The following is a 25,035-nucleotide window of genomic DNA, read 5'->3' as shown; positions in this document are numbered from 1 at the left end:
CCGAGAATCCGGAACGCCGCCGCCCACCGCAACCCCACCCGCGCGAGCTGTCAGGACCAGGTCACGGTATTCATGCTCCTGGTCCTGACGACTCGCGCCTACGATCGTCTCGATCCCCATGACCGAGAACCTTCCCCACGCGCCGGCGTCCGCCATCACGCCCCCTGTCGACGAGCGTCGCGCCACGATCATCCTGGTCGCGATGGCGCTGTCGACGTTCCTGTTCGTCACCGTCGAGTCGCTGCCGTCCGGACTGCTCACGCTCATGGCCCCCGACCTGGGCCGGTCGACGTCCGAGATCGGCCTGCTCGTCACGGCGTACGCGCTGGTGGTGCTGGTCACGACGGTGCCGCTGGCGCACTGGGCACGACGCGTGCCGCGCCGGTGGGTGCTGTCCGCGTGCGCGGGCGTGGCCGCCGTCGCGACGCTGTGGGCCGCGCTCGCCCCCAGCTACGAGCAGCTGCTGGCCGCCCGCCTCGTGACGGCGACGGCGCAGGCCCTGTTCTGGGCGGCCGTGGTGCCCGCGACGACCGGGCTGTTCCGGCCCGTGGTGCGCGGCAGGGTGATGACGCGCCTCGCCCTCGGCAACTCGCTCGCTCCCGTGCTCGGCGTGCCGGCGGGGACGTGGCTCGGCGAGCACACCTCATGGCGGTGGACGTTCGCCGCCGTCGCGGTCCTGTCGCTCGTGGTGACGTTCGTCGTGCTGGCGCTGTTCCCCACGATGGGGCCGTCCGAGGGCGGCGCCAGCCGGGCGCCGCACCCCAGCCGGCGCCGATTCGGGTTCCAGATGGTCACGACCGGCCTGGTGCTGACCGGCGCGTTCGGCGTCATCACGTTCGTCACGCAGTACTTCATCGAGGTCACCGGCTTCGCGCAGTCGGACATGGCCCGGCTGCTGCTCCTGCAGGGCGCGGCCGGCGTGATCGGCACGATCGTCGTGGGCCGGTTCATCGACGCCCGACCCGTGGCGGTGCTGCTGGTGGCGCTCGCCGTGCTCACCGCGGCCCTGCTGGGCCTGTGGGCGTTCGGCGAGCAGCCGGTCGCCGCCGTCGCGTCCCTGGCGCTCTTCGGTTTCTCGTTCTCCTGCGTGCCACCCGCCCTGTCGCACCGCGTGATGCTCGTGGCCCCTGGTTCGACCAACATGGGGGTGGCCATCTCCTCGTCCATGTTCAACGTGGGCATCGCGGCCGGTTCCGGGCTGGGTGCGGCGCTGGTCGCCGCCGTCGACGTGCGCGTCGTGCCGCTGGCGAGCGCCGTCGTCGTGCTGCTGGCGCTGCTCGTCGCCCTCGGCGAGGAGCGGTTCAACCCGCGCCTGCCCGGCGCGCACTGACCCGACGCACCGACCCCCAGGAGGACCCGTGCTCGACGACGACCGCTGCCCCTGCGGCTCCGGCGACACCTACGGCGCGTGCTGCGGGCCGCTGCTGCGCGGCGACCGGCCCGCCCCCACCGCGGAGGCGCTGATGCGCTCGCGCTACACCGCGTTCGCCGTCGGCGACGCCGCCTACCTGCGCGCCACGTGGCACCCGCGTACGCGCCCGCCGTCGCTGGAGCTCGACGACGACCAGCGGTGGCGGCGCCTCGTCGTGCTCGCCACCCACGCCGGGGGCCCGTTCGACGACGGCGGCGAGGTGGAGTTCGTGGCGCAGTACGTGCAGGCGGCCACGGGTGAGCGTGGCCGCCTGCACGAGGTGAGCCGGTTCGTCCGCGAGGGCGGCCGCTGGTTCTACGTGGACGGCGACGTCGGGGCCTGAGCCGCGGCCGGCTCCAGCTCGGCGTCGGGCGCCATGTCGGAGGCCGGCTCGGACGCCGGCTCCGGCGACCGCCGGAGCTGGTCGCCGTTGAGCAGCAGGTTGAGCAGGATGGCGCTGATCGCGCCGGCGCTGATGCCGGAGTCGAAGATCAGCTGGAACCACGTGGGGAACTCGGCGTAGATCTCGGGCCGCACGGTCGGGAGCATCGCGACGCCGAGGGACACGGCGACCACGAGGATGTTCTTGCTGGTGAACGTCACCTTGGTGAGCGACCGGATGCCGGACGCCGCGACCATGCCGAACAGCGCGATCCCCGCGCCGCCGAGCACGGCGCTGGGCACGCCCTCGACCACCGCGCCGACCTTGGGCACCAGGCCCAGGACGACGAGGATGCCGCCGGCCATCGTCGCGACGTAGCGCGACGCGACCCCGGTGAGGCTGACGAGGCCCACGTTCTGCGCGAACGCGGTGTACGGGAAGGTGTTGAACAGGCCGCCGATCATGGTGGACAGCCCGTCGGCGCGCAGCCCGTCGCCGAGGCGCTGCTTGGTCACCGGGCGCCCGGTGATCTCGCCGACGGCGATCATGTCGCCCGTCGTCTCCGTCATGATCACGAGGCCCACGACCAGCATGGACACCACGGCCGCGAGCGGAAACGTCGGGAGGCCGAAGTGGAACGGCGTCACGACGGCGAACCAGCCGGCCTCGCCCACGCCTGACCAGTCGACCTTGCCCATCGGCAGCGCGGCGAGCGTGCCGAGGGCGAGGCCCAGCAGCACCGAGAGGCGCGCGAGCGCGGGTGGCGCGAACCGCTCGACCAGCACGATGAACAGCAGCGTCCCGGCCGCGAGCGCCAGGTCGGACGGCGCGGCCGTCTCGCCGTTGTTCGTGATCCAGCCGGCGGCGACGTCCATGAGCGAGACGCCGATGATGAGGATGACCGTGCCCGTGACGATCGGCGGGAAGAACCGCAGCAGCGCCGAGAAGAACGGTGCGACGAGGATCATGAAGAGGCCGCACGCGATGGTGGCACCGAAGACGGCGGTGATGTCGTAGGTGGTGCCGATGGTGATCATCGGGCCGACGGCGGCGAACGTCACGCCCTGCATGAGCGGCAGCCGCACCCCGAACCGCCAGAACCCGAGGGACTGGATGATCGACGCGATCCCCGCGACGAACAGGTCGGCGCTGATGAGGAACGCCAGGTCCTGGGCGGAGTAGCCGAGCGCGCCGCCCACGATGAGCGGCACCGCCACCGCCCCGGCGTACATCGCGAGCACGTGCTGCAGCCCGAGCGGGAACAGCCGCGCGAACCGTGGCACCTGGTCGACCGGGTGCCTCTCGGTGGTGCTGGGTGATGCGTCGGACATCGGTCGTCCCCTTCCGTCACCGGGCGCCTGGACGGCGCGTCGGGACGACGGTAGGGAGCGACGGTTTCCGTGGGATCAAACAGCGTTTCCGGGAGGTGACATCTTCTCGGATGAACCTTTCACGGCCGGCCGGTGGCGAGGACGACGACGTCGTACGGCGCGAGCGGGAGGGTCGCGGAGCCGTCGTGCCGCGCGCCGGTGAGCAGGTCGGTGAGCACGGCGGTGGGCACGGCGGCGGGGCCCACCGCCCGGGCCGCGGCGAGATCGAGCGTCGTCGACCGGTCGGCGTGGTTGATCGCGACGAGGACGCCGCCGCGCCACACGGTCTCGACGCCGGGTCCCTGCCCGCCGAGGAGCACCCCCGCGTCGTCCAGCGCGGCGCGCAGCACGTCACCGAGGCCGCCGGCGGGCCCGGCGAGCGCGGTCCCGACGTACCAGGTGCGGCCCGACCCGTGGGCGTGCCGGGCGACGGCGACGCAGCCGGCCAAGGGTCCGTCGTCGTAGGTGGCGAGCACGTCCGCGCCGTCGGACCGCGTGCGCTCGCCGAGGGTCGCCGCCGTGCCGCGGAGGCCCTCCACCCCCGCCCCGGACCACGCGACCGCGCTGCCGCCGTCGGGCAGCGGCACCCACTCCTCCGCGGAGACGCCGAGCACGTGCCGCAGCGGCGCGGGCGAGCGCCCGGCGTGCAGGTGCGACAGCCCGTCCGCGACCCCGCCGAACGGGCCCCACACGAGGTGGCCGCCGCCCGCGACGTACGCGTCGAGGCGGGCCGCGGAGTCGTCGTCGAGCACGTACTGGGCGGGGGCGAGCACGAGGTCGTAGTCGTGCAGCGCGACGTCCGCGCGGTCCGCGGGCACGACGTCGGCCACGACGCCCAGCCGCCACAGCTCGCGGTGCCAGGCCTGCAGGGTGGCGAGGGGGTCGAGGCGCGCCGTCGGGAGCGCGACCTGGGTGGCGGCCCACCAGGACGTCCAGTCCCACAGGAGCGCGACGCGGCGGTGGACGGGCTCGCCGACGAGGCCCCGCAGGGCGCGCAGCTCGGCTCCCAGGCTCCGGACCCCCTGGTGCACGGCCGTGTCGGCACCCGCGACCGGCAGCATGGCGGAGTGGAAGCGCTCGGGGCCGGAGCGCGCCTGGCGCCACTGGAAGAACAGGGCGCCGTCGCAGCCGTGCGCGAGCGCCTGGAGCACCTCGGTGCGCAGCCGCTCGGGCGACTTGGTGAGGTTGTGCTCGCGCCAGCTCACCGCGCTCGCCGCCTGCTCCATGCGCAGCCACGACCCGCCGCCCGCCAGCCCGCGGGCCAGGTGGTTGACGAGCGCCGCGTCCGCGGCGGCGTCGGGCGAGGCCGGGTCCGGGTAGGCGTCGTCGGCGACGACGTCGAGGTCGGCGCGCCAGTCGTGCGGGTCGATGCCGCCGAAGAACCCCATGAGGTTGGTGGTGACGGGGCGGTCGCGGTCGTGCCGCCGCACGACCGCCTTCTGCTCGCGGTAGAGGTCGAGCAGCAGGTCGGAGCCGAAGCGGCGGAAGTCGAGCTCCTGCGCCGGGTTGCGGTGGTACGGCGCGACGCGCGGCGGCAAGATCTCGGCCCAGTCGCCGTACTCCTGCGACCAGACGGCGGTGGCCCACGCGGCGTTGAGGTCGTCGAGCGTGCCGTACCGGGCGCGCAGCCAGTCGCGGAACCGCTCGGCGCAGCGGTCGCAGAAGCAGACCTGGCCGTACTCGTTGCCCGCGTGCCACATCCGGACGGCCGGGTGGCGGGCGTACCGGGCGGCGACCTGCTCGGCGATCGCCACCGCGGCGGTCCGGTAGGCGTCCGAGGACGGGCAGAACTGGTTGCGCGACCCGTAGCTCAGCACCGTGCCGTCGGCCGTCGTGGGCAGCGACTCCGGGTGCCGGTGGCCCAGCCACGGCGGCGGGGAGGCGACGGGGGTGGCGAGGTCGACGGCGATGCCGGCGTCGTGCAGCAGGTCGAGCACCTCGTCCAGCCAGGCGAACCGGTACTCCCCCGGGCGTGGCTCGAGGTGCGACCAGCTGAAGACGCCGACCGTGACGAGGTTGACCCCCGCCTCCCGCATGAGCGCGACGTCCTCCCGCCACACCTCGCGGTCCCACTGCTCGGGGTTGTAGTCCCCGCCGTACAGGATGCCCAGCTCGTCCGTGAGCCGTGCCAGACCACCCGCCATGCCGCGATACCCCCGTGGACCGTCGAAGCGCTTCGATGCGCGCGCCAGCCTACCCACCCACGAGTTGTCAGGACCAGCGCCACGTATACGCGGCGCTCGCCCTGACAACTCGTGATCAACCGACGCGGCCGGCCAGCCACCCCGCGAGGCGGTCGGGGCGGTCGGTGATGATCTCGTCCACGCCGAGCGCGACGGCGGCGGCCCAGTGCTCGGGCTCGTTCAGCGTCCAGACGGCGGTGGCGAGGCCGGCGTCGTGCAGCCGTGCGACGACGCCCGGGTCGTCGCGCAGCACGGTGCCCTGCGGGTTGCACATGACGACGTCGAGCTCGCGGCAGCGCTCGACCAGGTCGTCGCGGGCGGCGGTGACGAGCAGGCCGCGACGCAGACCCGGGTCGGCGTCCCGCAGCGCGGCCACCGTCTCGGGCCAGAAGCTCTGCGCCACGGTGCGGGCGGCGAGGCCCGCCTCGCGCAGCGGCCCGGTGACCCGGCGCACCTCCTGCGCCGACCAGGCGCCCTTGACCTCGAGCACCAGGTCCAGGCGCGGACGGACGCGCAGCAGGTCGATCACCTCGGCGAACGTCGGCACCCGCTGCCCCGCGTACGCGGGCGAGAACCACGACCCGGCGTCGAGCAGCCGCACCTCGCGCAGCTCGAGGTCCGTCAGCTTGCCGCTGCCGTTGGTCGTCGCGTCGACGGTGTCGTCGTGCAGGACGACGACCTCGCCGTCCGCGGTGAGACGGACGTCGATCTCGAGCGAGTCCGCCCCCGCGCGCGCGGCGGCCTCGAACGCCGCGAGCGTGTTCTGCGGCGCGACGGCGCTGTTGCCGCGGTGCGCGACGACGCGCGGCCGGAGCGTGCCGTCGGCCTCGCTCAGCCCTGCCGTGCCCGTCACAGGTACGGCTCCACGTTCTCGGTGTACGCCGTCTCGATGCGCGGCGCGATGGCCTCGAACGCCGCCTTCGGGTCGGCGTCCTCGATGACGATCTGCTCCAGCGCCTCGTTGAGCAGCGCGTCGGCGCCCGGCACGAAGACGCGGACGTCGTCCTGCACGCGGGCCTTGTCGGCGAGCTGGTCGACGGCGGTGCGGAACTGCGGCGTCTGCTCGTAGGTCTGCTTCATCGCGTCGCTCTCGACGGCGGACGTGCGCACCGGCATGTAGCCCGTGGCCTGGGAGAACGTCGCCGTGTTCTCGGTGTTCGTGAGGAACTCGAGGAACATCGCCGCCGCGAGCTGCTGCTCCGGCGTCTTCGACGACGGGATGGCGAGGCCGGTGCCGCCGGTCGGGGTGCCGCCACCCTTCGGGCCGTCCGGCAGGTAGGCCGTGCCGACCTCGAACGACGCGGCGTCGAGCGCGCCCTTGAGCGAGCCGGTCGAGCCGATCGTCGAGGCGATCAGGCCGGACGAGAAGTCCGCCATCGCGTCGTCGGCGGAGAGCGTCGCGACGCCCGAGCCGTGGAACAGGTCGCGCACGAACTCGCCGCCCGCGACCGCCTCCGGGGTGTCGAGCGTGAGGTCGAAGCCGTCGGAGTAGGCGCCGTCCTGCCCCCAGATCATGTTCTCGAACCACCACGCGCCCCAGGACGGGCCGGTCGAGAGGCCGAAGGTCGAGCCGCCCTTCGGCACCTCGTCCTTCAGCTTCGCGTCCCACCCGACGAGCTCGTCCCAGGTCTCGGGGCCGCGGTCGGGCAGGCCGGCCTTCGTCCACAGGTCCTTGTTGTAGTAGAAGAGCGGGGTGCTGCGGGCGTACGGCACGGCCCAGTGCTGGTCGTCGTACTCGTAGTCCGCGTAGAGGGCGGGCTGGAAGTCCTCCGCGTCGGCGTCGAGGAACTCCATGACGTCGTCCACGGGCATGATCTGGTCGTTCAGGTGGTACCGGAACCACCACACGTCGGACGCGATGACGAGGTCGGGCAGCTCGTCCGTCTGCGAGGCGGCCTGGAAGCGCTGGGCGACCTCGTCGTAGTCGGCGCCGGCGGTCACGAGGTCGACCTCGATGCCGGACTCCGCGGTGAAGTCGTCGATGAGCTGTTGCTCGAGCTCCTGCGACTGGCCCGGATGGTTGCTCCACCAGGTGATCTCCTTCGCGGGCTCGACCTGCGACCAGTCGACGGCCTCGGCCGACGCGTCGTCGGTCGCGGTGGCGCCGACGCTCGGGCCGCCGCAGGCGGTGAGGGTGAGGGCCGAGACCGCGGCGAGCGCCGCGACGGCGGTGCGGGTGCGGCGGGCGGGACGGTGGGACACACGTGCTCCTTGGTTCGGGGTGGTGCGGGGGTGGAGGTCGCGGGCGCTCAGCCCGTGACGGCGCCCGCGGTCAGTCCGGCGACGAGCCGTCGCTGGAGGATCAGGAAGACGAGCAGGATGGGCAGCGTCACGACGACCGTCGCGGCCAGCAGGACGCCCCAGTTCGACATGCCGTCGGTGTTCTGCAGCAGCGTGAGGCCGACGGGGAGCGTCATCTTGTCGGCGTGGTCGACGACGAGGAACGGCCAGAGGTAGTCGTTCCACTCGGTCACGACGGAGACCAGCGCGACCGCCGCGAGGGTCGGCGTGCTCATCGGCACGACGAACTTCCACAGCTTGCGCCAGTGCCCGGCGCCGTCGAGCTCGGCCGCCTCGAGGATGGACGCCGGCAGCGTGAGGAAGTGCTGCCGGAACAGGAACGTGCCGAACGCGCTGGCCAGGCCGGGCACGAGGATGCCCTGGTAGGTGTTGAGCCAGCCCAGGCTCGCCACCAGCGTGTAGTTGGGGATGATCGTGATCTGCGGCGGGATCATCAGCGTCGCGATGACCAGCCCGAACACGAGCTTCTTGAACGGGAAGTCGAGGAAGACCAGCGCGTACGCGCAGGCCAGGCCGAGCGCGACCTTGAGGCCCGCGCCGACGACGGTCAGGCCGATGCTGTTCGCCAGCAGCCGGCCGAGCGGGATCGCGCCCGCCGCCTGCGCGTAGTTGTCGAGGCTCGGCGACCCGGGCAGCCACTGCAGCGGCACCTGGTAGAGCGCTTCGGGCGTCTTGAGGCTCGCGAGGAGCAGCCAGACCAGCGGCAGGCCGAGCACGACGGTCGCGAAGAGCATCGTCACGTAGCCGCCGACCTGCGGCGACCGTCGTCGTGCCGGGCGTCCGGGGATCCGCCGGTCGAGCGTGACCGCGCTCATGCGTAGTGCACCTTCCGCTGGACGTACCGCATCTGCACCGCGGTGACGGCGAGCAGCACGAGGAACAGGACGGTGGCGACGGCGGACGCGTACCCGGCGCGGCCGTTCACGAAGCTCTCCTCGTAGATCGAGTACATGAGCGTCGTCGTGGAGCCGAGGGGGCCGCCCTGGGTCATCGCCTTGATGATGTCGAACGACTGCAGCGACGCGAGCATCATCGTCACCAGCAGGAAGAACGTGGTCGGCGTGAGCAGCGGCAGCACGATCGAGCGCAGCGTGCGGGCGGGGGACGCGCCGTCGAGCGCGGCGGCGTCGCGCAGGTCCTGCGGCACGGCCTGGAGGCCGGCCAGGTAGATGAGGGCGACGTACCCGAGGTTCTTCCACAGGTAGACGACGATCACCATGACCAGCGGCCACGGGCGCGCCGTGTACCAGGCGGGCGAGTCGAGGCCGACCCAGCCGAGCAGCTCCTGGACCAGGCCGTAGCGCGGGTCGAACATGAACAGCCACAGGATGCCGACGGCGAAGCCGCTCAGCACGTAGGGGGCGAACGCGACCGTGCGCGCGACGCCGCGGCCCCGCAGCCGCCGGTTCAGCAGCAGCGCGAGGCCCAGGCCCAGCACCATCGCGCCGCCGACGGTCGTGACGGTGAAGACGAGCGTCGTGGTGACGATCCGGCCCGTGGTCGGCGCGGTGAACCACTCGACGTAGTTCCCGAGGCCGACGAAGCGGGCGGCGGGAGAGCCGAGGTTCCACTGCAGCGTCGAGAGGTACAGGCTCTCCAGCAGCGGACGGTAGACGAAGACGAGGATGAGGGCGACGTTCGGGCCCGCGAGCAGCAGCGCCCACAGCAGGGCGTTCCGACGACGGCGGGCGCCGAGCCGGCTGCGCGTGCGGGTGGCGGCGGGTGGTGGGCCTGCGGGCGGGGTGCCCGCCCGGGCCGACGGGGCGTCCGGGAGGCCGGACGGCCGTGGGGTCACGACGGTGGTCACAGCCGCGACTCTAGGAACCGCCCTGTCCGAGATGTCCGGATGAGTCGGGGCGCCGACGAAGCGTTCGGGCAACGTTCATCGGCGCTGTCCCCGCAGGTCACCAGCGCTCCCGGCCCGTCACGCGGGCGTCGGCCGGACGTCAGCCGGGCGACAGGCAGGCGTCAGCCGGGCGTCGCCGCGGGGACACCTGCGCGCGGGTAGGCCCGGGTCTTCTCCGAGGTGCCCATCCCCCACCGCACGGCGCGGGTGGCGAGCGCGCCCGCCGGGCCGCCGAGGGAGCGACGGAACCAGGTGTCGACGTCGAGCTCGTCCCGCGCCCACGCGGGGAGGGTCGAGACCGCGCCGGCGACGAGCAGCGCGTACGGCGGGCGGGCCGCGCGCGGCAGCGGCGGTTCGCGCAGCAGGAAGCGGACCGTGTCGAGCGCGGCCGGCGACGCCTCCAGCTCCGGTCGGTACGCCTCGATCGTCTCGCGCAGCTCGGCCACCGTCCCGGGTACGACGACGGCGCCCAGCGCCCGCGCGACGCGCGCGACCTGCCCCACGTACTCGTCCGCCTCGACCGCCGTGAGCGGCCGCTCCCCGAACCGCTGGTGCGCGGTGAGGAACGAGTCCGCCTCCGCGGCGTGCACCCAGGTCAGCAGGTGCGGGTCGCCCGCCCGGTAGGGCCGCCCGTCCGGCGCCTTGCCGCGCACGCGGTCGTGCACCGACCGGACCCGGTCGATCGCGGCCTGCGCGTCGTCGGCGGTGCCGAACGTCGTCGTCGCGAGGAACGTCGCCGTCCGCTCCAGCCGGCCCCACGGGTCGCCGCGGTAGCCCGAGTGTCCCGCCACGCCCGCCATCGCCAGCGGGTGCAGCGACTGCAGCAGCAGGGCCCGCAGCCCGCCGACGAACATGGACGCGTCCGCGTGCACCCGCCCGACCGGGCCGTCCGGCGGGAACCATCGCGGACCCGGGGTCAGGTGGATCCGGTCGCGCGAGGCCTCCGCCTCCGGGCCCGCGACCTTCTCGAACAGCGCGTCACCCAGCCGCAGCCGCAGCCGCTCCACCGGGTTCGTCGCCGTCGTCATGCCGTCAGTATGGCGCTCAGGTGGTGTAGTCGGCGTTGATCCGGACGTACCCGGCGGTGAGGTCGCAGCCGAACACCGTGAAGTCCCCGGACGCGATGCCGAGGTCGACCTCGATGAGGACGTCGTCGCCCCCGAGGTACTCCTCCACGGCCCGGCGGCGCTCCGGCGTGGGCAGGTCGGGGAAGGTCTCGATGCCACCGAACGCGATCCGCACCCGCTCCTCGAGGATGTCGGGCTCGTCGCACTTGCCCACCGCCATCGCCACGCGACCCCAGTTCGGGTCGGCGCCGTGCACGGCGGTCTTCACGAGCGGCGAGTTGACCACCGACTTGCCCACCCGCTTGGCCTGCGCGTCGTCGCGGGCACCGGTCACGCGCACCCGGATCAGCGTGGAGGACCCCTCGCCGTCGGACGCGATCGCGGTCACCAGGTCGGTGCAGACCTCCAGGAGCGCCGCGTGGAAGGCGTCGAGGTCGACAGCGCCCGCCAGCCCCGACGCGAAGACTGCCGCCGTGTCCGACGTGGACGTGTCGGTGTCGATGCTCACGGCGTTGTAGGTGCGCTCCACCACGGCCCGGAAGACGCGGTCGAGGTCGTCGGCGGGCACCTCGGCGTCGGTGTAGACGAACGACAGCATGGTCGCCATGTCGGGCTCGATCATGCCGACGCCCTTGGCGATCCCGACGATGCGGGCCTCCCCGACGCGACGCTCGGACACCTTGGGGAGGGTGTCGGTCGTCATGATCGCGCGGGCGACGGCGTCGAGGTCCACCGGACCGGCCGCGGGCAGGGCGGCCAGGCCGTCGCGCATGCCCGCCATCGGGTACGGCACGCCGATGACGCCCGTCGAGGCGACGAGCACCTGCTCCGGGCGGCACCCGGCGGTCCGGGCCGCCCACTCCTGGAGCTCCCGCGCGTCGTCGGCGCCGCGCGCGCCGGTGGCGACGTTCGCGTTGCCGGACACGACGACGACGGCGCGCAGCGCGCGGGTCTCGGCCTCCCGGCTCACGCGCACGCTGGGCCCGGCGAACCGCGACCGCGTGAACACGGCGGACGAGGTGGTGGCTCCGGGGGCGTACACGAGGCTGGCGTCCGGGACGCCGTCCTTGACGCCGACGTTGCCGGTCGTGCCGTGGAATCCGGCGACGGTGGTGGTCATCGTGTGCTCTTCTCGCGGGTCGGGACGGGTTCGTTGTCGATCGGGGCGAGCACGGCGCCGTCAGCGCCCTCGCGGAGGGTGAGCACGCGGTCGCACAGCGACCGCAGGGTACCGAGGTCGTGGCTCACGAGGAGCACGCCCGTCCCCGCCCGCGCGGCGCGGTCGACGACGGCGAGCAGGTCGGCGGCGGTGCCCGCGTCCAGCATGGACGTCGCCTCGTCGAGGACGAGGTACTCCGGCCGCAGGGCCAGGGCCCGCGCGACGCACGCGCGCTGCAGCTCGCCGCCGGACACCTGGTGGGGGCGGCGCGCGAGCAGCCCGGGGCCCAGCCCGACGTCGCGCGCCAGCGCGACCGCGTCGACCGGCAGCCCGGCCAGGCGCGCCGGCAGCTCGATCGCCTGGCGCAGGGTCAGGCGGTCGTCCACCGCGGTGCGGGGGTGCTGGGACACCCAGCCGACCCGCCGGCGCTGCGCGGGCGGCAGGTCGAGGCCCGCGCCGTCGACGCGCACCCCCGCCACCGCGACGTGCCCGGCGCCGGGCACCTCGAGCTGGGCCAGCACCGACGCGAGGGTCGACTTGCCCACACCGGACGGGCCGGTGAGCCCGACGACCTCGCCCCGTCGGACGGCGAGGTCCGTGGGGCCGAGGACGGCGGCGCCGCCCCGCCGCACGGCCACGGCGTGCGCGGCCAGCGCAGGGGCGTCCGGGTCGAGGGCGGCCGCCTCGCGCGGCGCGGGCGCCACGCCGGCGACGACCTCGTCCGCCCTCCCCCGGGCGACGACCCGCCCGGCGGCCAGGCGCGTGACGGTGCTGCCGCTGCGCCGGGCCAGCGCGAGGTCGTGCGTCACGACCAGCACGCTGTGCCCGGCCCCCGCGTAGGCGGACAGCAGCAGCCCGACCGTCTGCGCCGCGTCGTCGTCGAGCCCGGACGTGGGCTCGTCCACGAGGAGCACGGGCGGGTGGTTGACCATGGCCGCGACGAGGTTCAGCCGCGCGAGCTGGCCACCCGAGAGCTGGTGCGGGTAGCGGCGCAGCCACGCCGGGTCGACGCCGGCGGTGTGGGCGAGATCGACGAGCTGCTGCCCGCCGCCGGTCACGCGGTGCGGGTGCGCGGCGCCGAGTCGTGCCCGGCCCGGCGCCGCCACCCCCTGCGCCTCACGGAGCTGGGCGGCGATCGTCGACGTCGGGGTGAACGCGGCGCCCGCCCCCTGGGGCGCGATCCCGACCAGCCGCCCGCGCACGGCCCGACGGTGGGTGCGGGCCGACGCGGCCAGCAGGTCGACCTGTCGGCGGCCCGCCGTCAGGACGGCGGTGCCGGTGGCGCGCGACCGCCGCGGGAGCGCCCCGGTCAGCGCCGACAGCACGGTGGTCTTGCCGGCGCCCGAGGGTCCGAGCAGCACGTGCACCTCGCCGGGGACGAGGTCCAGGTCGACGCCGTCGAGCACCGGCACGTCCCCGTGGGTGACCGTCAGACCCCGCACGGAGACCGAGGCGGGGTCGTGCGCGACGTCGAGGTGCGGGGCGTCAGTCATGGTGCTCCTTCGTCCGGCCTGCCAGGCAGCCGGAGAGACAGACGGTGACGGCGACGAGCAGCCCCGCGGGGGCCGCGAGCGTCCACCACGCCCCGGAGAGCAGCGCCTGCTGCCCCAGGTCGAGGAGCACACCCAGCGACGGCTCGTGCGGCGGCAGCCCCAGGCCCAGGAACGTCAGCGTGGACTCGTGCCAGACGGCGTGCGGGACCAGCAGGCCCAGCGCCACGGCGAGCTGCGCGGCGACCCGCGGCACCGCGTGGTGGCGCAGCAGCTGGCGCCGGGTGAACCCCTGCGCGACCGCCGCGCGGTAGAAGTCCGACGTCCCGACCGCCAGGAGCTCGGCGCGCACGAGGCGGGCCGTCTGGGTCCAGTGCGTGGCGGCGACCACCAGCACGATGGTGAGGAACGACCCGCGCAGCACGGACGCGACCACGATCCCGAGCAGCAGGTGCGGCACGGCGTTGACGCCGTCCACGATCCGCATCCCCCAGCGGTCCAGGCGCCCGCCCGCCAGCGCGCAGCCGGCGCCCACCAGGGCGCCCACGACCACGGCGCTGGTCGCGCCGGCGAGCGCCGCGAGCAGGGAGATGCGCAGCCCGTGCGCGGAGCGCACGAACAGGTCGCGCCCGGTGAGGTCGGTGCCGAACGGGTGCGCCCACGACGGGCCGGTGGCGCCGGTGGCGTAGTCGACGTGGTCGATGTCGACGGGCAGCAGCGGGACGACCACCGCGTAGGCCACCAGCAGGGCCAGGCCCCCGGCGGCGAGCGCGTGCCACGGCACCGGGCGGAGCAGCCGGGACGGACGGACGGGGCGGGCGGGGAGCGTGTCAGAGCGCATCGGCGTCCGTCCTCGGGTCGATCCGCACGAGGCAGAGGTCGGCCAGCAGCCCGCCGACCACGGCCACCACGACGAGCAGCACCGTCGAGGCCGCGAGCAGCGTGAAGTCCTGGGCGAGCGCGGCGTCGACCAGCGCGCTGCCCAGCCCGGGCCAGGAGAAGATCTCCTCGACGAGCACCGACCCGGCCACGACCTCCGGCAGCCGCGCGCCCGCGATCGCGAGCGTCGGGACGGCCGCCGTCGGCAGCACGTGGCGGAGCAGCACCCGCCACTCCGCGACCCCGCGCAGCCGGGCGGCCTCGGTGGACGGGGTCCGCAGGTGCTCGGCCATGCCCCGGTGCAGGTGGAGCGCCATCCAGGGCAGCTGCGACGCCGCGACGGCGAGCACCGGCAGCACCAGGTGCGTGCCCACCTGCGCGGCCGTCACCGGGGCGCCCGGGTCGGTCAGCCCTCCGGCCGGGAACCAGCTGAGCCCGAGCGACAGCACGCTCATCAGCACCATCGCGACGAGGAACGCCGGCACGGCCGAGAGCGCCCACAGGCCGCCGGTGAGGAGCCGGGCGAGCACCCCGTGCGGGCGCAGCGCGGCCAGCAACGCCACCGGCACGGCGAGGAGGACGGCGACGACCAGCCCGGAGACCATGAGCAGCAACGTCCAGGGCAGCCGCGCCGCCACCACCGCTGCGACGGGCGCCCGGCCGGTCGTGGAGGTGCCGAGGTCGCCGCCGAGGGCCCCGGTGACCCACCGCCACCAGGCGTCGAGCCACGGTGTCCCCGCCACGAGCCCCTCCACGCCGCCGCGCGCCGCACCGCCCGTGAACTCGTCGCGGGCACCCAGGAACGCCGACGCCGCGTCGGTGGGCGAGGCCGCGGCGAGCGCGAACACGGCCAGGCTCACGAGCACGACGAGCGGCACGGCCCACCCGAGCCGCCGGCCGGTCAGGCGCAGCGCGGCGACGGTCCGCGTCACCGGCGCGTCCAGTGCTGCACGTCGAACCATGGGCCCCACGCCACGCCGTGCTCGTGCGGCTCCAGCACGTGCCCCACGCCGTCCCACGCGTCGAGGCCGCGGGCGACGTACGTGTGCTCGAGCGCGAAGACGGTGACCAGGGGCGGGTTCTCCACGAGCCGCTCCTGCAGCAGCCGGTACGTCGCGGCGCGGGCGTCCGCGTCGGGCTCGCGGCGCGCCTCCTCCAGCAGGCGGTCCACCTCGTCGTCGGCGTAGCCGGACGGGTTGGAGTAGGCGTCGTCGGTGTCGAAGACGGCGTAGTCCGAGTGCAGCTGCCGGTAGACCTGGGCGTCCGGGTCGTACGGCATGTCGCCCCCGCCGAGCACGAAGGCCTTCTGGTCCATCGCGGTGACGGCGTAGGGGCGGTCGACGCCCTCCAGGGAGACGTCGATGCCGAGGCCGGCCAGGTCGGAGGCGAACGCCTGCGCCACGTCGCGGCGCAGCGTGTCCTCGGCGAAGTACATGACCGTGAACGCGAACGGGACCCCGTCCTTGACGCGGGTGCCGTCCGCCCCGAGCGTCCACCCGGCCTCGTCCAGCAGCGCCGCGGCCGCGTCGGGGTCGTGCTCGAACGTGGCCGTCTGCTCGTAGGCGTCGCCCTGCGCGGGGGTGAACGGCGTCGCGATCGCCTCGCCGTGCCCGGCGAGGATCCCGTCGACCATCGCCTGCCGGTCGGTGGCGAGATTGAGGGCGGTCCGCACGTCCGGGTCGGCGAAGAAGGGCAGCGTCTGCGGCAGCGAGATCGCGCGGAAGTCGCCCGACGGGTTGGTCACGAGCTCCAGACCCGCGACGCCGTCGAGCTCCGTCGCCGTCCTCGGCGAGAGCTGGGCCCCGTCGACGTCGCCGGAGCGGACCCGCTGCGCGCGGGCGTTCTCGTCGGCGACGAACGCCAGGTGGATGGTCGTGACCTCGGGGGCGCCGCCCCACCAGTCCTCGCGCGCCTCCAGCGTCAGGGACTCGCCGCGACGCCACTCGGCGAGCACGTACGGGCCGGTGCCCACCGGCTCGTCCGCGAGGGGCGAGTCGACCACGGTGGCGCCGAGCGCCTCGGAGGCAGGGATGCCCAGCGTGAGCCGCGCCGGCAGGCCCGCGTACGGGTAGGCCAGCTCGAACCGGACGGTGGCGGGGCCGGTGGCCACGACCTCCTCGATCATCGCGTAGTCCGCGCTCATCCAGGAGCCCCGGGCCGGGTCGCGCACGGCGTCGTACGCCGCGACCACGTCGTCGGCGTCGAACGCCGAGCCGTCGCTGAAGGTGACGCCCTCGCGGAGGGTGACCGTCCACGTCGTGAGGTCGTCGCCCGGCACCGGCAACTCGGTGGCCAGCCCGGGCTCGAGCTCCCCGTCCTGCCCCACCGCGACGAGCCCGTCGTACAGCTTCGACGTGATGCCCAGGGGGTACTCGAGGGGGTTGAGGGTGTCGTACTCGCCGGTCTCGGCGAGCCGGAGGGTGGTCGGGTCGTCGGTCGTCGTGCCGGCCGGGGCGTCGAGCGCGCAGCCGGACAGCGCGAGGAGGACGACGGTGGTGGTGGCCGCCGGGCCACGGCGGCGCGGGCCGGCGGTGCGGGCGGGCAGGGCTGGCTGGGCAGGCTGGGCGGGCTGGGCAGGCGCTGGGGTGCTCAAGAGACGGAGATCCTCGGGTCGGCGACGGACTGCAGGACATCGGCGGCCGTGTTGACGGCAACGTACAGGCCGCCGAGGACGAACGTGACGCCGGCCACGGCGGGGAAGTCGGACACGGGCAGGCTGGCCGACAGGTACGAGCCGAGGCCGCCCCAGGTGAAGACGCCCTCGACGAGCAGCACCCCGCCGAACATGAACCCGAGCTGCAGGGCCCCCATCGACAGGGACGCGCCGAGGGAGTTGCGCAGCACGTGCCCGCGCAGCACCTGCGACTCGGTGAGGCCCTTCGCCGTGGCGGTCCGGACGTGGTCGGAGCGCAGGGTCTCGGTGAGGCTGGAGCGCAGCACGCGGCCGACCGCCAGCGCCGGGCCGACGGCGAGGGCGAGGGCCGGCATGACGACGTGCGCGAGCGCGTCGCCCGTGGCCGCGGGGTCGCCGGCGAGGACGCTGTCCAGCACGCTCATGCCCGTGGGGCCGTCGGTGACACCGCCCCGCCCGGACGCCGGCAACCATCCCGCCAGCTTGTAGAACACGATGATGCCGACGATGCCGAGCATGAAGGTCGGCGCCGCCGAGCCGACGAACAGCAGACCCCGGAAGAGCCCCGACAGCGGCCAGCGCAGCATGCTCGACACCGCGAAGAGCACGCCGAGCAGGAGCGCGAGGAGGAAGGCGACCAGCACGAGCTCCAGCGTCGCGGGCAGGTAGGCCATGATGTCCTCGGCCACCGGGCGGCGGGTGCGGAACGAGGTGCCCAGGTCGCCCGTGAGCAGGCCGCCGAGGAACGCGAGGTAGCGCTGGGGGGCGGGGTCGTCGAGGCCGAGGCGCTCGCGCGCGGCGGCGACGGCGTCCGGGGAGGCGTTGCCGCCGATCGTGGCCGCGACCGGGTCGGCCCCGGAGACCTCCTGCAGCAGGAAGAGCACCAGGGACAGCACCCCCAGCAGACCCAGCAGCGACGCGAGACGGACGCCGACGAAGCGCAGACGGGACATGGACATCACCTCCGGTGGGCGAGCCGGTGGCGCAGCGCGTCCCCGGCGAGGTTCGACAGCAGGCCGAGCAGCATCACGGCGACGCCGGGGACGAGCGGGATCCACCAGGCGTCGAGGATCTCCACCAGCGCCCGCGAGGTGTCCGCGCCGAGCTCCGGCGCGGGCGCCGGCTGACCCAGCCCCAGGAACGAGAGGGACGCCAGCACCATCACGACGTTGCCGATGTCGAGGCTGGCGGTGACGATCGCGGTGGGCACCACGCCCGGCAGCACGTGCCGCCGGACGAGCCGCGCCCGGCCGACGCCGGCCATGCGGGCGGCCTCCACGTGCGGCCGGGCCATGATGCCGCGCACCTCGCCGCGCACGATCCGGGCGTAGTACGGCCACCAGACGATGCTCACCGCGAGGAACGTGTTGAACAGGCCCGGCCCCAGGGCGGCCGCGACGGCCACGGCCACCAGCATGGACGGCAGCGCGAGGAAGACCTCCGTGGTGCGCATCAGCAGCGCGTCGAGCCACCCGCCGGCCACCCCCGCGACCACGCCGACGAGCGACCCCACGGCCAGCCCGACCGCCGTGACCGCGATGGACAGCAGCCACGACGTCCGGAGCCCGACGAGGACCCGGGAGAACGTGTCCCGGCCGATCTGGTCGGTGCCGAGCAGGAACCCCTCGGAGAGCGGCGGGAGCTTGGGCGGGCCGACCGGCTGGACGGGGTCGTGCGGCGCGACGAGCGGGGCGACGACGGCCAGGACGGTGAGGGCCACGAGCAGGCCGATGAGCGTCCAGTCCAGCGCCCGGCGGGCGCGGGTGTTCGTGCCGCCGGACGCCCGGCGGGCGGTCAGGCGCCATCGCGGCGCCGGGTGCGGCGCGGCGGCGGGCGGGCCGGACGCAGCCCCGGGGGGTGGACGGTCGTCGGTGCGGGTCAGGACGTCGGCCATCAGATCTCTCCTCGGCGGAGGCAGGCCACCTCGTGGCGGCGGGCGACGTCGGCGGACGGGCGCCCGTCGACGGCGGTGAGCTGGATCCCGACCAGGGTGCTCGAGCACTCGGGGACGGCGACGGGGCACCGGGGGTGGAACGCGCAGCCGGTGGGCGGGTCGAGCGCGCTGGCGGGCTCGCCCGGCAACGGCTCCACCGTGACGCCCGGCTGCGGCACGGCGGCCACGAGGTTGCGCGTGTACGGGTGCTGCGGGCGGGCGATGACGTCGTCCGCCCGGCCCACCTCGACGATGCGGCCGAGGTACATCACGGCGATCCGGTCGCCGACGATGCGCGCGACGGCGAGGTCGTGCGTGACGAACATGACCGCGATCCCCAGCTCGCGCCGCATCTCGTTGACGAGGTTGAGCACGTTCGCCGCGACCGACACGTCCAGGGCGCTCGTCGGCTCGTCGCACAGCAGCACCCGGGGCGGCACGATGGTGGCGCGGGCCAGCACCACCCGCTGGCGCTGCCCGCCCGAGAGCTCGCCGGGACGGGCGTCGAGCACCGCCGGCGGCAGCCCGACACGGTCGAGGATCGCGAGGGCCCTCCGCTCCTTCTCCGCCCGGTCCGTGCGGCGCGGCAGGCGCTCGTGCAGCACCTCCCGGATCGTCATCCACGGCGTGAGCGACGAGCCCGCGTCCTGGAACACCATCTGCACGTCGGTGCCGCTCGGGCCGCGCACCGAGCCCGTGAACCGCTTCTCGAGGTGCCCTGCCACCCGCAGCAGCGTCGACTTGCCCGACCCCGACTCGCCCACCACGGCCACCGACTCGCCGGGCTGGAGGTCGAACGTGACGCCGCGCAGCGCGCCGAGCCGCGCCTTGCGGCCGCGCTCGTCGCGGACCTGGAAGGTGCACGTCAGCTCCGCCGCCTGGATCAGGGGCGCGCCGCGGTCGGGCTCCGGCAGCGGCGGCAGCGGGTCGAGCAGGGTGCGCGTGACGCCCTGGTCGCCGAGCCGGGCGGACTCGAAGCACGCGACGCGGTGCCCCGCGGCGCCGTGCTCGCCGGCCGCGTCCAGGGGCGGGGCGCCGGCCCCGCACGACTCGACGGCGAACCGGCAGCGCGCCCTGAACGCGCACCCGCCCCCGCCCCCGGCTGCCCCCGTGGCCGAGGTGGCCCCGGTGATCTCGGTGGGGAGGCTCCACAGCGGCCGCGTCCGGTCCGAGTCCAGCGACAGCCGGGACCCGAGCAGCCCCAGGGTGTAGGGGTGCCGAGGGTGCTCCAGCACCTGCTCCGTGGACCCGATCTCCACGATCCGCCCCCGGTACATGACGGCGATGCGGTCGGCGACCTGCGCGGCGACGCCCAGGTCGTGCGTGATCATCACGACGGAGCAGCCGACGTCGTCCCGCAGCCCCGCGAGCAGCCGGAGGATCTGCGCCTGGACGGTGACGTCGAGGGCGGTGGTCGGCTCGTCCGCCACGACCAGCTCGGGCCGGCCCGCCAGGGCCATGGCGATCATGACGCGCTGCCGCAGCCCGCCGGAGAGCTCGTGCGGGTAGGAGCGGTACCGGCGCTCGGGCTGCGGGATCCCGACCTCGCGCATGAGCCGGACGGCCTCGTCCGGCGACCCGGCCTTCTCGGCGACCTGCCGTCCGACGGTCATCGTCGGGTTGAGCGACGTCATCGGGTCCTGGAAGACCACGCCCAGGCGGCTGCGCCGGGCCTCGCGCAGCCGACCGGGCGACGCCGTCCGCAGGTCCAGCCCGGCCACCTCGAGGGTGCCGTCGATCCGGGGGCGGGACGACTCGGGCAGGAGCCCGAGCATCGCCATGCTCATCACGCTCTTGCCGGAGCCGGACTCCCCGACGACGCCGACGATCTCGCCGCGCCCGATCTCGAGGTCGACGCCGTGCAGGATCTGCGAACGGACCCCGTGGCGCTCGAGACTCACGTCCAGCCCGCGCAGCCGGGCGACGGGATCGGCGGTGCTGACGGTGCTGACGGTGCTGACGGGGCCCGGGTCGGGCAGCGTGCCCGTGGAGGGCGGTGCGGCGACATCCATGGGACCGGCTCCTTCGTTGCTGGTGCGGCGGGGACGAGCGGGCGGGACGAGCGGGAGGACGGGCGTGACGGGGGCGGGCCGGGCGAGGCCTAGGGGTGGCCGGCCTCCGCGGGCGCTCGCGGGCGCAGCGCGGCGCGGCGGGCGGCGTCGAGGGCCGTGACCTCGGCGACGCGGCGCTGCCGTGACCGGGCGGTGATCGCGAGCAGGGCCGCGACGACGAGCGCCAGCCCGGACGCGCCGAGCCACAGCACCTGCGACCCGTAGGCGTCCAGCACGAACCCGCCGGCGACCGGCCCGACCGCCGTCGCCAGCGAGTGGGTGAGCCCGTAGACGCCCTGGTAGCGCCCGCGCCGGAGCGGGTCGGCGAGGTCCGCCGTCATCGACGTCGCCTGGGGGTGGGAGCCCATCTCGCCGAGGGTCCAGATCGCGACGGTCACGAAGTACATCGGCAGGGTGGCGGCCAACGACTGCAGGCCGACGCCCACCGCCGTGAGGGTGATCGCGAGGACGATCACCAGGTCGCGCGACCAGCGGTTGAACAGCCGCGCGGTGGGCAGCTGCAGCAGGCACAGCAGCACGCCGTTGAGGGTGAGCAGGATGCCGAAGTGGCTGGACGGGTGCCCCTGCTCGGTCATGACCAGCGGCAGCGTGGTGGTGGACTGCACGTAGACGATCGAGTACACGAACATCACCGCGGCGAAGGTCATGAAGGTGCGGTCGCGGAGCACGGACAGCAGGCCGCCGCGCCCGGCCCGGCCGGGCTCGCGCGCGGCACCGTCCGTCGTCGGCGCCTCCTCGGGCAGCTGGACGCGGGTCTCGGGGACCTTGGCGGCGATGACGCCCACGGAGACGAGCACGAGCCCGGCCTGGCACCAGAACAGCAGGGAGAAGGACACCTCGGCCATGAACCCCGCGGCGAGCGGGCCGATGGCGTACCCGAGGTTGACAGCCCAGTAGTTGTAGTTGAACGCGGTGCGCCGGTGCTGCGGCTCGACGAGGTCGCCCACCATGGTCTGGATGACGGGACCGCAGGTGCCGTTGAACAGGCCGTACGCGGTGAGCAGGACGGCGATCAGGCCGGCGCTGTCGGCCATCGGGATGGCCACGAGGGCCACCACGCTCAGCAGCTCGCCGGCGAGGAGCACCCGCCGGCGCCCGACCTTGTCGGCGAGCACCCCGCCCGCGAGGGACGAGACCACGACCCCGACCCCGTACGCGGCGACCACGAGCCCCGCCTCGCCGGCGGACATGCCGACCGAGGAGGTGAGGAAGATCGTCATGTAGGGGACGACGAACCGTCCGATCCACACCACGAGCTGCGCCGTCCACAGCCACCAGAAGGCCGAGGGAAGGTCGCGCAGCCGGGTGTGTCCGGCGGTCACGGGCGGGGGCATGGCGTCTGTCTCCTTCGGTGCCGGGCGGGGAGCCCGCGTCACTCGGCGGCCGCGGGCTCGTCGATGCGGAGGGTCGCGAAGTCGAGCGTGGCGGGGGCCGCGATGGAGTGGGACGACTCGACGCCCTCCAGCCAGCCCTGGGCCACCATGAAGTCCGTGGACCAGGCGAAGACGGGCGCGCACCCGGCCTCGTAGGCGGCGGCGCCGGCCTCGACGTACGTCTCGGCGGACCCGGTGGTGAGGGCCTCGTCGAGCAACCCGGTCGTCGTCTCGTCGGAGCACTGCAGGTGGTTGAGCCCGCCGTCCGCGTCCCAGAAGACGTGGCCGTGCATGTAGGCGTTGTTGGAGTCCGGCCATGTGGCAGGCGCGATGAGCACGTCGGGGGCGTCCTCCGGGTGCTCGGGGAAGTCGCCGAAGACCTCGGAGGACTGGTGGCTGGTGACCGTCGCGGTCATCCCCAGCGCCTGCAGCTGGGCGGCGACGATGTTGGCCATCTGCTCGGCGTCCGAACCGCCGGCGTTGTAGCCGATCTGGATCGCGGTGCCCGGGGCCAGCGACCCCACCCACTCCTCGAGCGCCGCCGGGTCGTGCACGAGCTCGCGGGTGTCGACGTCGGCGGGCAGGGCGCCCTTCGGGTAGTAGCCCTGGGCCACCTCGGAGCTGACCCCGGTGACCTGGTCGATGAGCGCCGCCCAGTCGATCCCCTCGAAGAGGGTCCGGCGGGCGTCGGCGTCGGCGAGGAGGTCGCGGTTCGGGTTCATGTACATGACGCCCACCTGGAAGGACGGCAGCGCGAACGCCTCCAGCGCCTCCGAGTCGAGGTACTTCTGGCGCGACGCCGTCGGCACCCCCGACAGCAGGGCGTGCAGGTCGCCGTTCTCCAGCTCGAGCTGCATCGCGGAGATCTCGGTGTAGACCGGCAGCTCCACGGTGGTGAACGTGGGGTCGAGGTCGCCCCAGTACTCGTCGAACCAGGTGAGCTCGTAGCCCTCCCCCACGACCGCCTCGGACAGGACGTACGGGCCGGTGCCCGCCGAGTGCGTCGACAGCCAGGTCTGCGCGAAGTCGTCGCCCGCGTGCTCCTTCAGCGCCGTCGGGCTGATCATCCGCGGCCCGTACGGGGAGGCCAGGTAGTCGAGGAACGCCGAGTTGGGCTGCTCCAGCGTGACCGTGACGGTGTGGTCGTCCACCTCCTCGACGTCCGCGACGCCCTGCACCATGTAGGCGGGGCCGGCGTCCACGTCGAGGCGGCGCTGGAACGACGCCTCGACCGCGGACGCGTCGAACGTGGTGCCGTCGTGGAACGTCACGCCCTCGCGCAGCACGAAGGTGTACTCGGTGAAGTCGTCGCTGACCTCCCACGACTCCGCGAGCGACGGCACCACGGTGGCGGCGTCGTGGTTGCCCGCCTCGTAGCGCACGAGACCCTCGTAGGCGTTGGTGGTGATGGCCAGGCCGTTGCCCGAGTAGTACACGTCCGGGTCCGGCGGCTGGCCGATGTCGTTGAGCACCCCCAGCCGCAGCACGCCGTCGGTGGGGGCGGCCGCGGTGGCGGAGGCGTCGCCGGACTCCCCTCCGGCGCAGCCGGAGAGCAGGACGGTGCCGACGGCGAGGAGCGCCAGGGTGCGCCTCGCCACGACGGGCACACGGCGCGTGCGTGAGGTCATGGTGGTCTTCTCTCTCTGAGCTGGCTCGGCAGGGCGGTGCGGGGACGGTGCAGGGACGGTGCGGTCGGCGGTGCGTCAGTCGGCGGTGCGGAAGACCTGGTTGCGGCGGTTGCCGTCGGCGTCCAGGCCGATCGCGTAGGGGTGCAGGTAGTCGGGCTCGGTGAGGCCCTGGCGGTGCATCGCGATGCCGGTCATGGCCTCGCGGACGGCGCGGTTGGCCAGCAGGGCGGTGATCTCGCCGCGGTCGTCGTAGGGCGGGGAGACCTCGACGACGTCCATCGCGACGATCCCGACCTCGGCGGCGAGGCGCCGCACGGCCCGGAGGATGTCGTTCGAGGTGATGCCGCCGGGCTCGGGGGTCCCCGTGCCCGGGGCGTAGGCCGGGTCGCAGACGTCGATGTCGAGCGAGATGTACAGGTGGTCGGCCTGGTCGAGGGCCTCGTCGACGGCGCGCTCCAGGACCTTGTCGAAGCCGTCGCGGACGATCTCGGCCATGAAGTGGGTGCGCATGCGCTGGTCGTCCATCCAGTCGAGCGTCTGCTGGTCGGGCCAGTAGCCGCGCAGCCCCACCTGGACGAAGTTCTTGCCCGGCACGGCGCCCGAGTCGATGAGGTGGCGCATGGGCGTGCCGTGCGACGCGAGCGACCCCGGCATGTCCGACCCGGTGTCCGCGTGCGCGTCGAAGTGGACGATGCCGACCTTGCCGTGCCCGTAATGGTCCGCGACCGCCGTCGCCGACGGCCACGTGATCGCGTGGTCGCCGCCCAGGACGATCGGGACGGCCCCGGCGTCGACGACCGTGCCGATGAACTTGCGCACCTCCTCGAACGTCTTCGCGGTGTTTCCCACGAAGACGGGGGCGTCGCCGTAGTCGGCCATCACCAGCTCGTCGAACGCGTCGACGTGGGTGTCGAGGGAGAAGTGCGGGCGCCCGTAGCCGCCCTTGTAGTCGCACGCCCGGATGGCGAGCGGCCCGTGGTTGGTGCCGGTCCGGCCGGTGGCGGTCGAGTCCCACGGGACGCCCAGGACGGCGACGTCGACCTGGGCGGCCCGCAGGTCCTCGGGCGTGAGCGCCACCGGCAGCTTGGCGAACGTCTGGATCCCCGCGAACCCGCCCTCGGCCTTGCGGTTCGCGAACAGCAGCCCCGGGGGACGTCCCTCGTTGAAGTCGTCGGTGGCGCCGTGGCCCTCCAGCCCCTGGCCCAGGCGGCGAGGCTGCTCCCAGAAGCCGTCGGGCCACCGGTCGTGAGAGTGGTCGTGGTCGTGTGACATGCGTGTCCTCGGGTCGTCGGGGTGGGGGTCGTCGGGG

Annotated in this window: 20 protein-coding genes; 2 read left to right on the top strand and 18 right to left on the bottom strand. The window is 74.3% G+C overall.

From position 1 onward, the window contains the following. Positions 1-118: 118 nt before the first annotated feature. Both ACFVS0_RS12995 and ACFVS0_RS12990 read left to right on the top strand, forming a co-directional pair. The gene (locus tag ACFVS0_RS12995) at positions 119-1,330 is read left to right on the top strand and encodes an MFS transporter (protein WP_430588208.1); all 1,212 of its coding nucleotides are present in this window, start codon (positions 119-121) and stop codon (positions 1,328-1,330) included. 28 nt (positions 1,331-1,358) lie between these two features. Continuing rightward, positions 1,359-1,754 carry a YchJ family protein gene (locus ACFVS0_RS12990; protein ID WP_430588207.1) on the top strand — a complete coding sequence of 132 codons (396 nt, stop codon included), beginning with the start codon at positions 1,359-1,361 and terminating at the stop codon, positions 1,752-1,754. Here ACFVS0_RS12990 and ACFVS0_RS12985 read toward each other — a convergent pair. From ACFVS0_RS12985 to speB, 18 genes are all read right to left on the bottom strand, one after another. Further along, entirely contained in the window at positions 1,727-3,124 is a 1,398-nt protein-coding gene (locus tag ACFVS0_RS12985) for a nucleobase:cation symporter-2 family protein (protein WP_430588206.1), read from the bottom strand. The two genes, ACFVS0_RS12990 and ACFVS0_RS12985, sit on opposite strands and share 28 nt — an antisense overlap. A 119-nt stretch (positions 3,125-3,243) precedes the next feature. Further along, a complete protein-coding gene (locus ACFVS0_RS12980; RefSeq protein ID WP_430588205.1) occupies positions 3,244-5,307 on the bottom strand; it encodes a beta-galactosidase in 2,064 nt (687 codons plus the stop codon). Positions 5,308-5,422: 115 nt separating this feature from the next. Further along, complete coding sequence (locus ACFVS0_RS12975) at positions 5,423-6,199, bottom strand: glycerophosphodiester phosphodiesterase (protein ID WP_430588204.1); 777 nt, start codon at positions 6,197-6,199, stop codon at positions 5,423-5,425. Beyond that, positions 6,196-7,548, bottom strand: coding sequence for an ABC transporter substrate-binding protein (locus tag ACFVS0_RS12970; RefSeq protein WP_430588203.1), 1,353 nt, complete (start codon positions 7,546-7,548; stop codon positions 6,196-6,198). Before ACFVS0_RS12970 ends, ACFVS0_RS12975 begins: the two co-directional genes overlap by 4 nt. Before the next feature lie 47 nt (positions 7,549-7,595). Continuing rightward, positions 7,596-8,462, bottom strand: coding sequence for a carbohydrate ABC transporter permease (locus ACFVS0_RS12965; protein ID WP_430588202.1), 867 nt, complete (start codon positions 8,460-8,462; stop codon positions 7,596-7,598). Then, positions 8,459-9,454, bottom strand: a complete 996-nt coding sequence (locus tag ACFVS0_RS12960) for a carbohydrate ABC transporter permease (RefSeq protein WP_430588201.1) — start codon at positions 9,452-9,454, stop codon at positions 8,459-8,461. Before ACFVS0_RS12960 ends, ACFVS0_RS12965 begins: the two co-directional genes overlap by 4 nt. 161 nt (positions 9,455-9,615) lie before the next feature. Further along, positions 9,616-10,521 (bottom strand): oxygenase MpaB family protein, encoded by a 906-nt coding sequence (locus ACFVS0_RS12955; protein WP_430563083.1) that lies wholly within the window; start codon positions 10,519-10,521, stop codon positions 9,616-9,618. A gap of 16 nt (positions 10,522-10,537) precedes the next feature. After that, the gene (gene argJ / locus ACFVS0_RS12950; RefSeq protein WP_430550982.1) at positions 10,538-11,680 is read right to left on the bottom strand and encodes a bifunctional glutamate N-acetyltransferase/amino-acid acetyltransferase ArgJ; all 1,143 of its coding nucleotides are present in this window, start codon (positions 11,678-11,680) and stop codon (positions 10,538-10,540) included. Further along, entirely contained in the window at positions 11,677-13,212 is a 1,536-nt protein-coding gene (locus ACFVS0_RS12945) for an ABC transporter ATP-binding protein (RefSeq protein WP_430588200.1), read from the bottom strand. Before ACFVS0_RS12945 ends, argJ begins: the two co-directional genes overlap by 4 nt. Beyond that, a complete protein-coding gene (locus tag ACFVS0_RS12940; RefSeq protein WP_430588199.1) occupies positions 13,205-14,050 on the bottom strand; it encodes an ABC transporter permease in 846 nt (281 codons plus the stop codon). Before ACFVS0_RS12940 ends, ACFVS0_RS12945 begins: the two co-directional genes overlap by 8 nt. Next, positions 14,040-15,020 (bottom strand): ABC transporter permease, encoded by a 981-nt coding sequence (locus ACFVS0_RS12935; RefSeq protein WP_430588198.1) that lies wholly within the window; start codon positions 15,018-15,020, stop codon positions 14,040-14,042. The genes ACFVS0_RS12940 and ACFVS0_RS12935 overlap by 11 nt, the downstream gene beginning before the upstream one ends. Further along, positions 15,017-16,681 (bottom strand): ABC transporter substrate-binding protein, encoded by a 1,665-nt coding sequence (locus tag ACFVS0_RS12930; RefSeq protein WP_430588197.1) that lies wholly within the window; start codon positions 16,679-16,681, stop codon positions 15,017-15,019. Before ACFVS0_RS12930 ends, ACFVS0_RS12935 begins: the two co-directional genes overlap by 4 nt. Next, a complete protein-coding gene (locus ACFVS0_RS12925; RefSeq protein ID WP_430550977.1) occupies positions 16,678-17,673 on the bottom strand; it encodes an ABC transporter permease in 996 nt (331 codons plus the stop codon). The genes ACFVS0_RS12930 and ACFVS0_RS12925 overlap by 4 nt, the downstream gene beginning before the upstream one ends. A gap of 5 nt (positions 17,674-17,678) precedes the next feature. After that, complete coding sequence (locus tag ACFVS0_RS12920; RefSeq protein ID WP_430550976.1) at positions 17,679-18,614, bottom strand: ABC transporter permease; 936 nt, start codon at positions 18,612-18,614, stop codon at positions 17,679-17,681. Next, entirely contained in the window at positions 18,614-20,665 is a 2,052-nt protein-coding gene (locus tag ACFVS0_RS12915; protein ID WP_430588196.1) for a dipeptide ABC transporter ATP-binding protein, read from the bottom strand. The genes ACFVS0_RS12920 and ACFVS0_RS12915 overlap by 1 nt, the downstream gene beginning before the upstream one ends. 89 nt (positions 20,666-20,754) lie before the next feature. Further along, complete coding sequence (locus ACFVS0_RS12910) at positions 20,755-22,059, bottom strand: MDR family MFS transporter (RefSeq protein ID WP_430550974.1); 1,305 nt, start codon at positions 22,057-22,059, stop codon at positions 20,755-20,757. Between the two features lie 38 nt (positions 22,060-22,097). Beyond that, entirely contained in the window at positions 22,098-23,726 is a 1,629-nt protein-coding gene (locus ACFVS0_RS12905; protein WP_430588195.1) for an ABC transporter substrate-binding protein, read from the bottom strand. A gap of 75 nt (positions 23,727-23,801) precedes the next feature. Further along, a complete protein-coding gene (speB, locus tag ACFVS0_RS12900; RefSeq protein WP_430563093.1) occupies positions 23,802-24,998 on the bottom strand; it encodes an agmatinase in 1,197 nt (398 codons plus the stop codon). Positions 24,999-25,035: the final 37 nt, after the last annotated feature.

It is taken from the genome of Isoptericola sp. NPDC058082, from assembly GCF_042885055.1.
Lineage (GTDB): Bacteria > Actinomycetota > Actinomycetes > Actinomycetales > Cellulomonadaceae > Isoptericola.
Note: the sequence above shows the minus strand (reverse complement) of the source record. Positions and strands in the feature narration are given on the sequence as shown.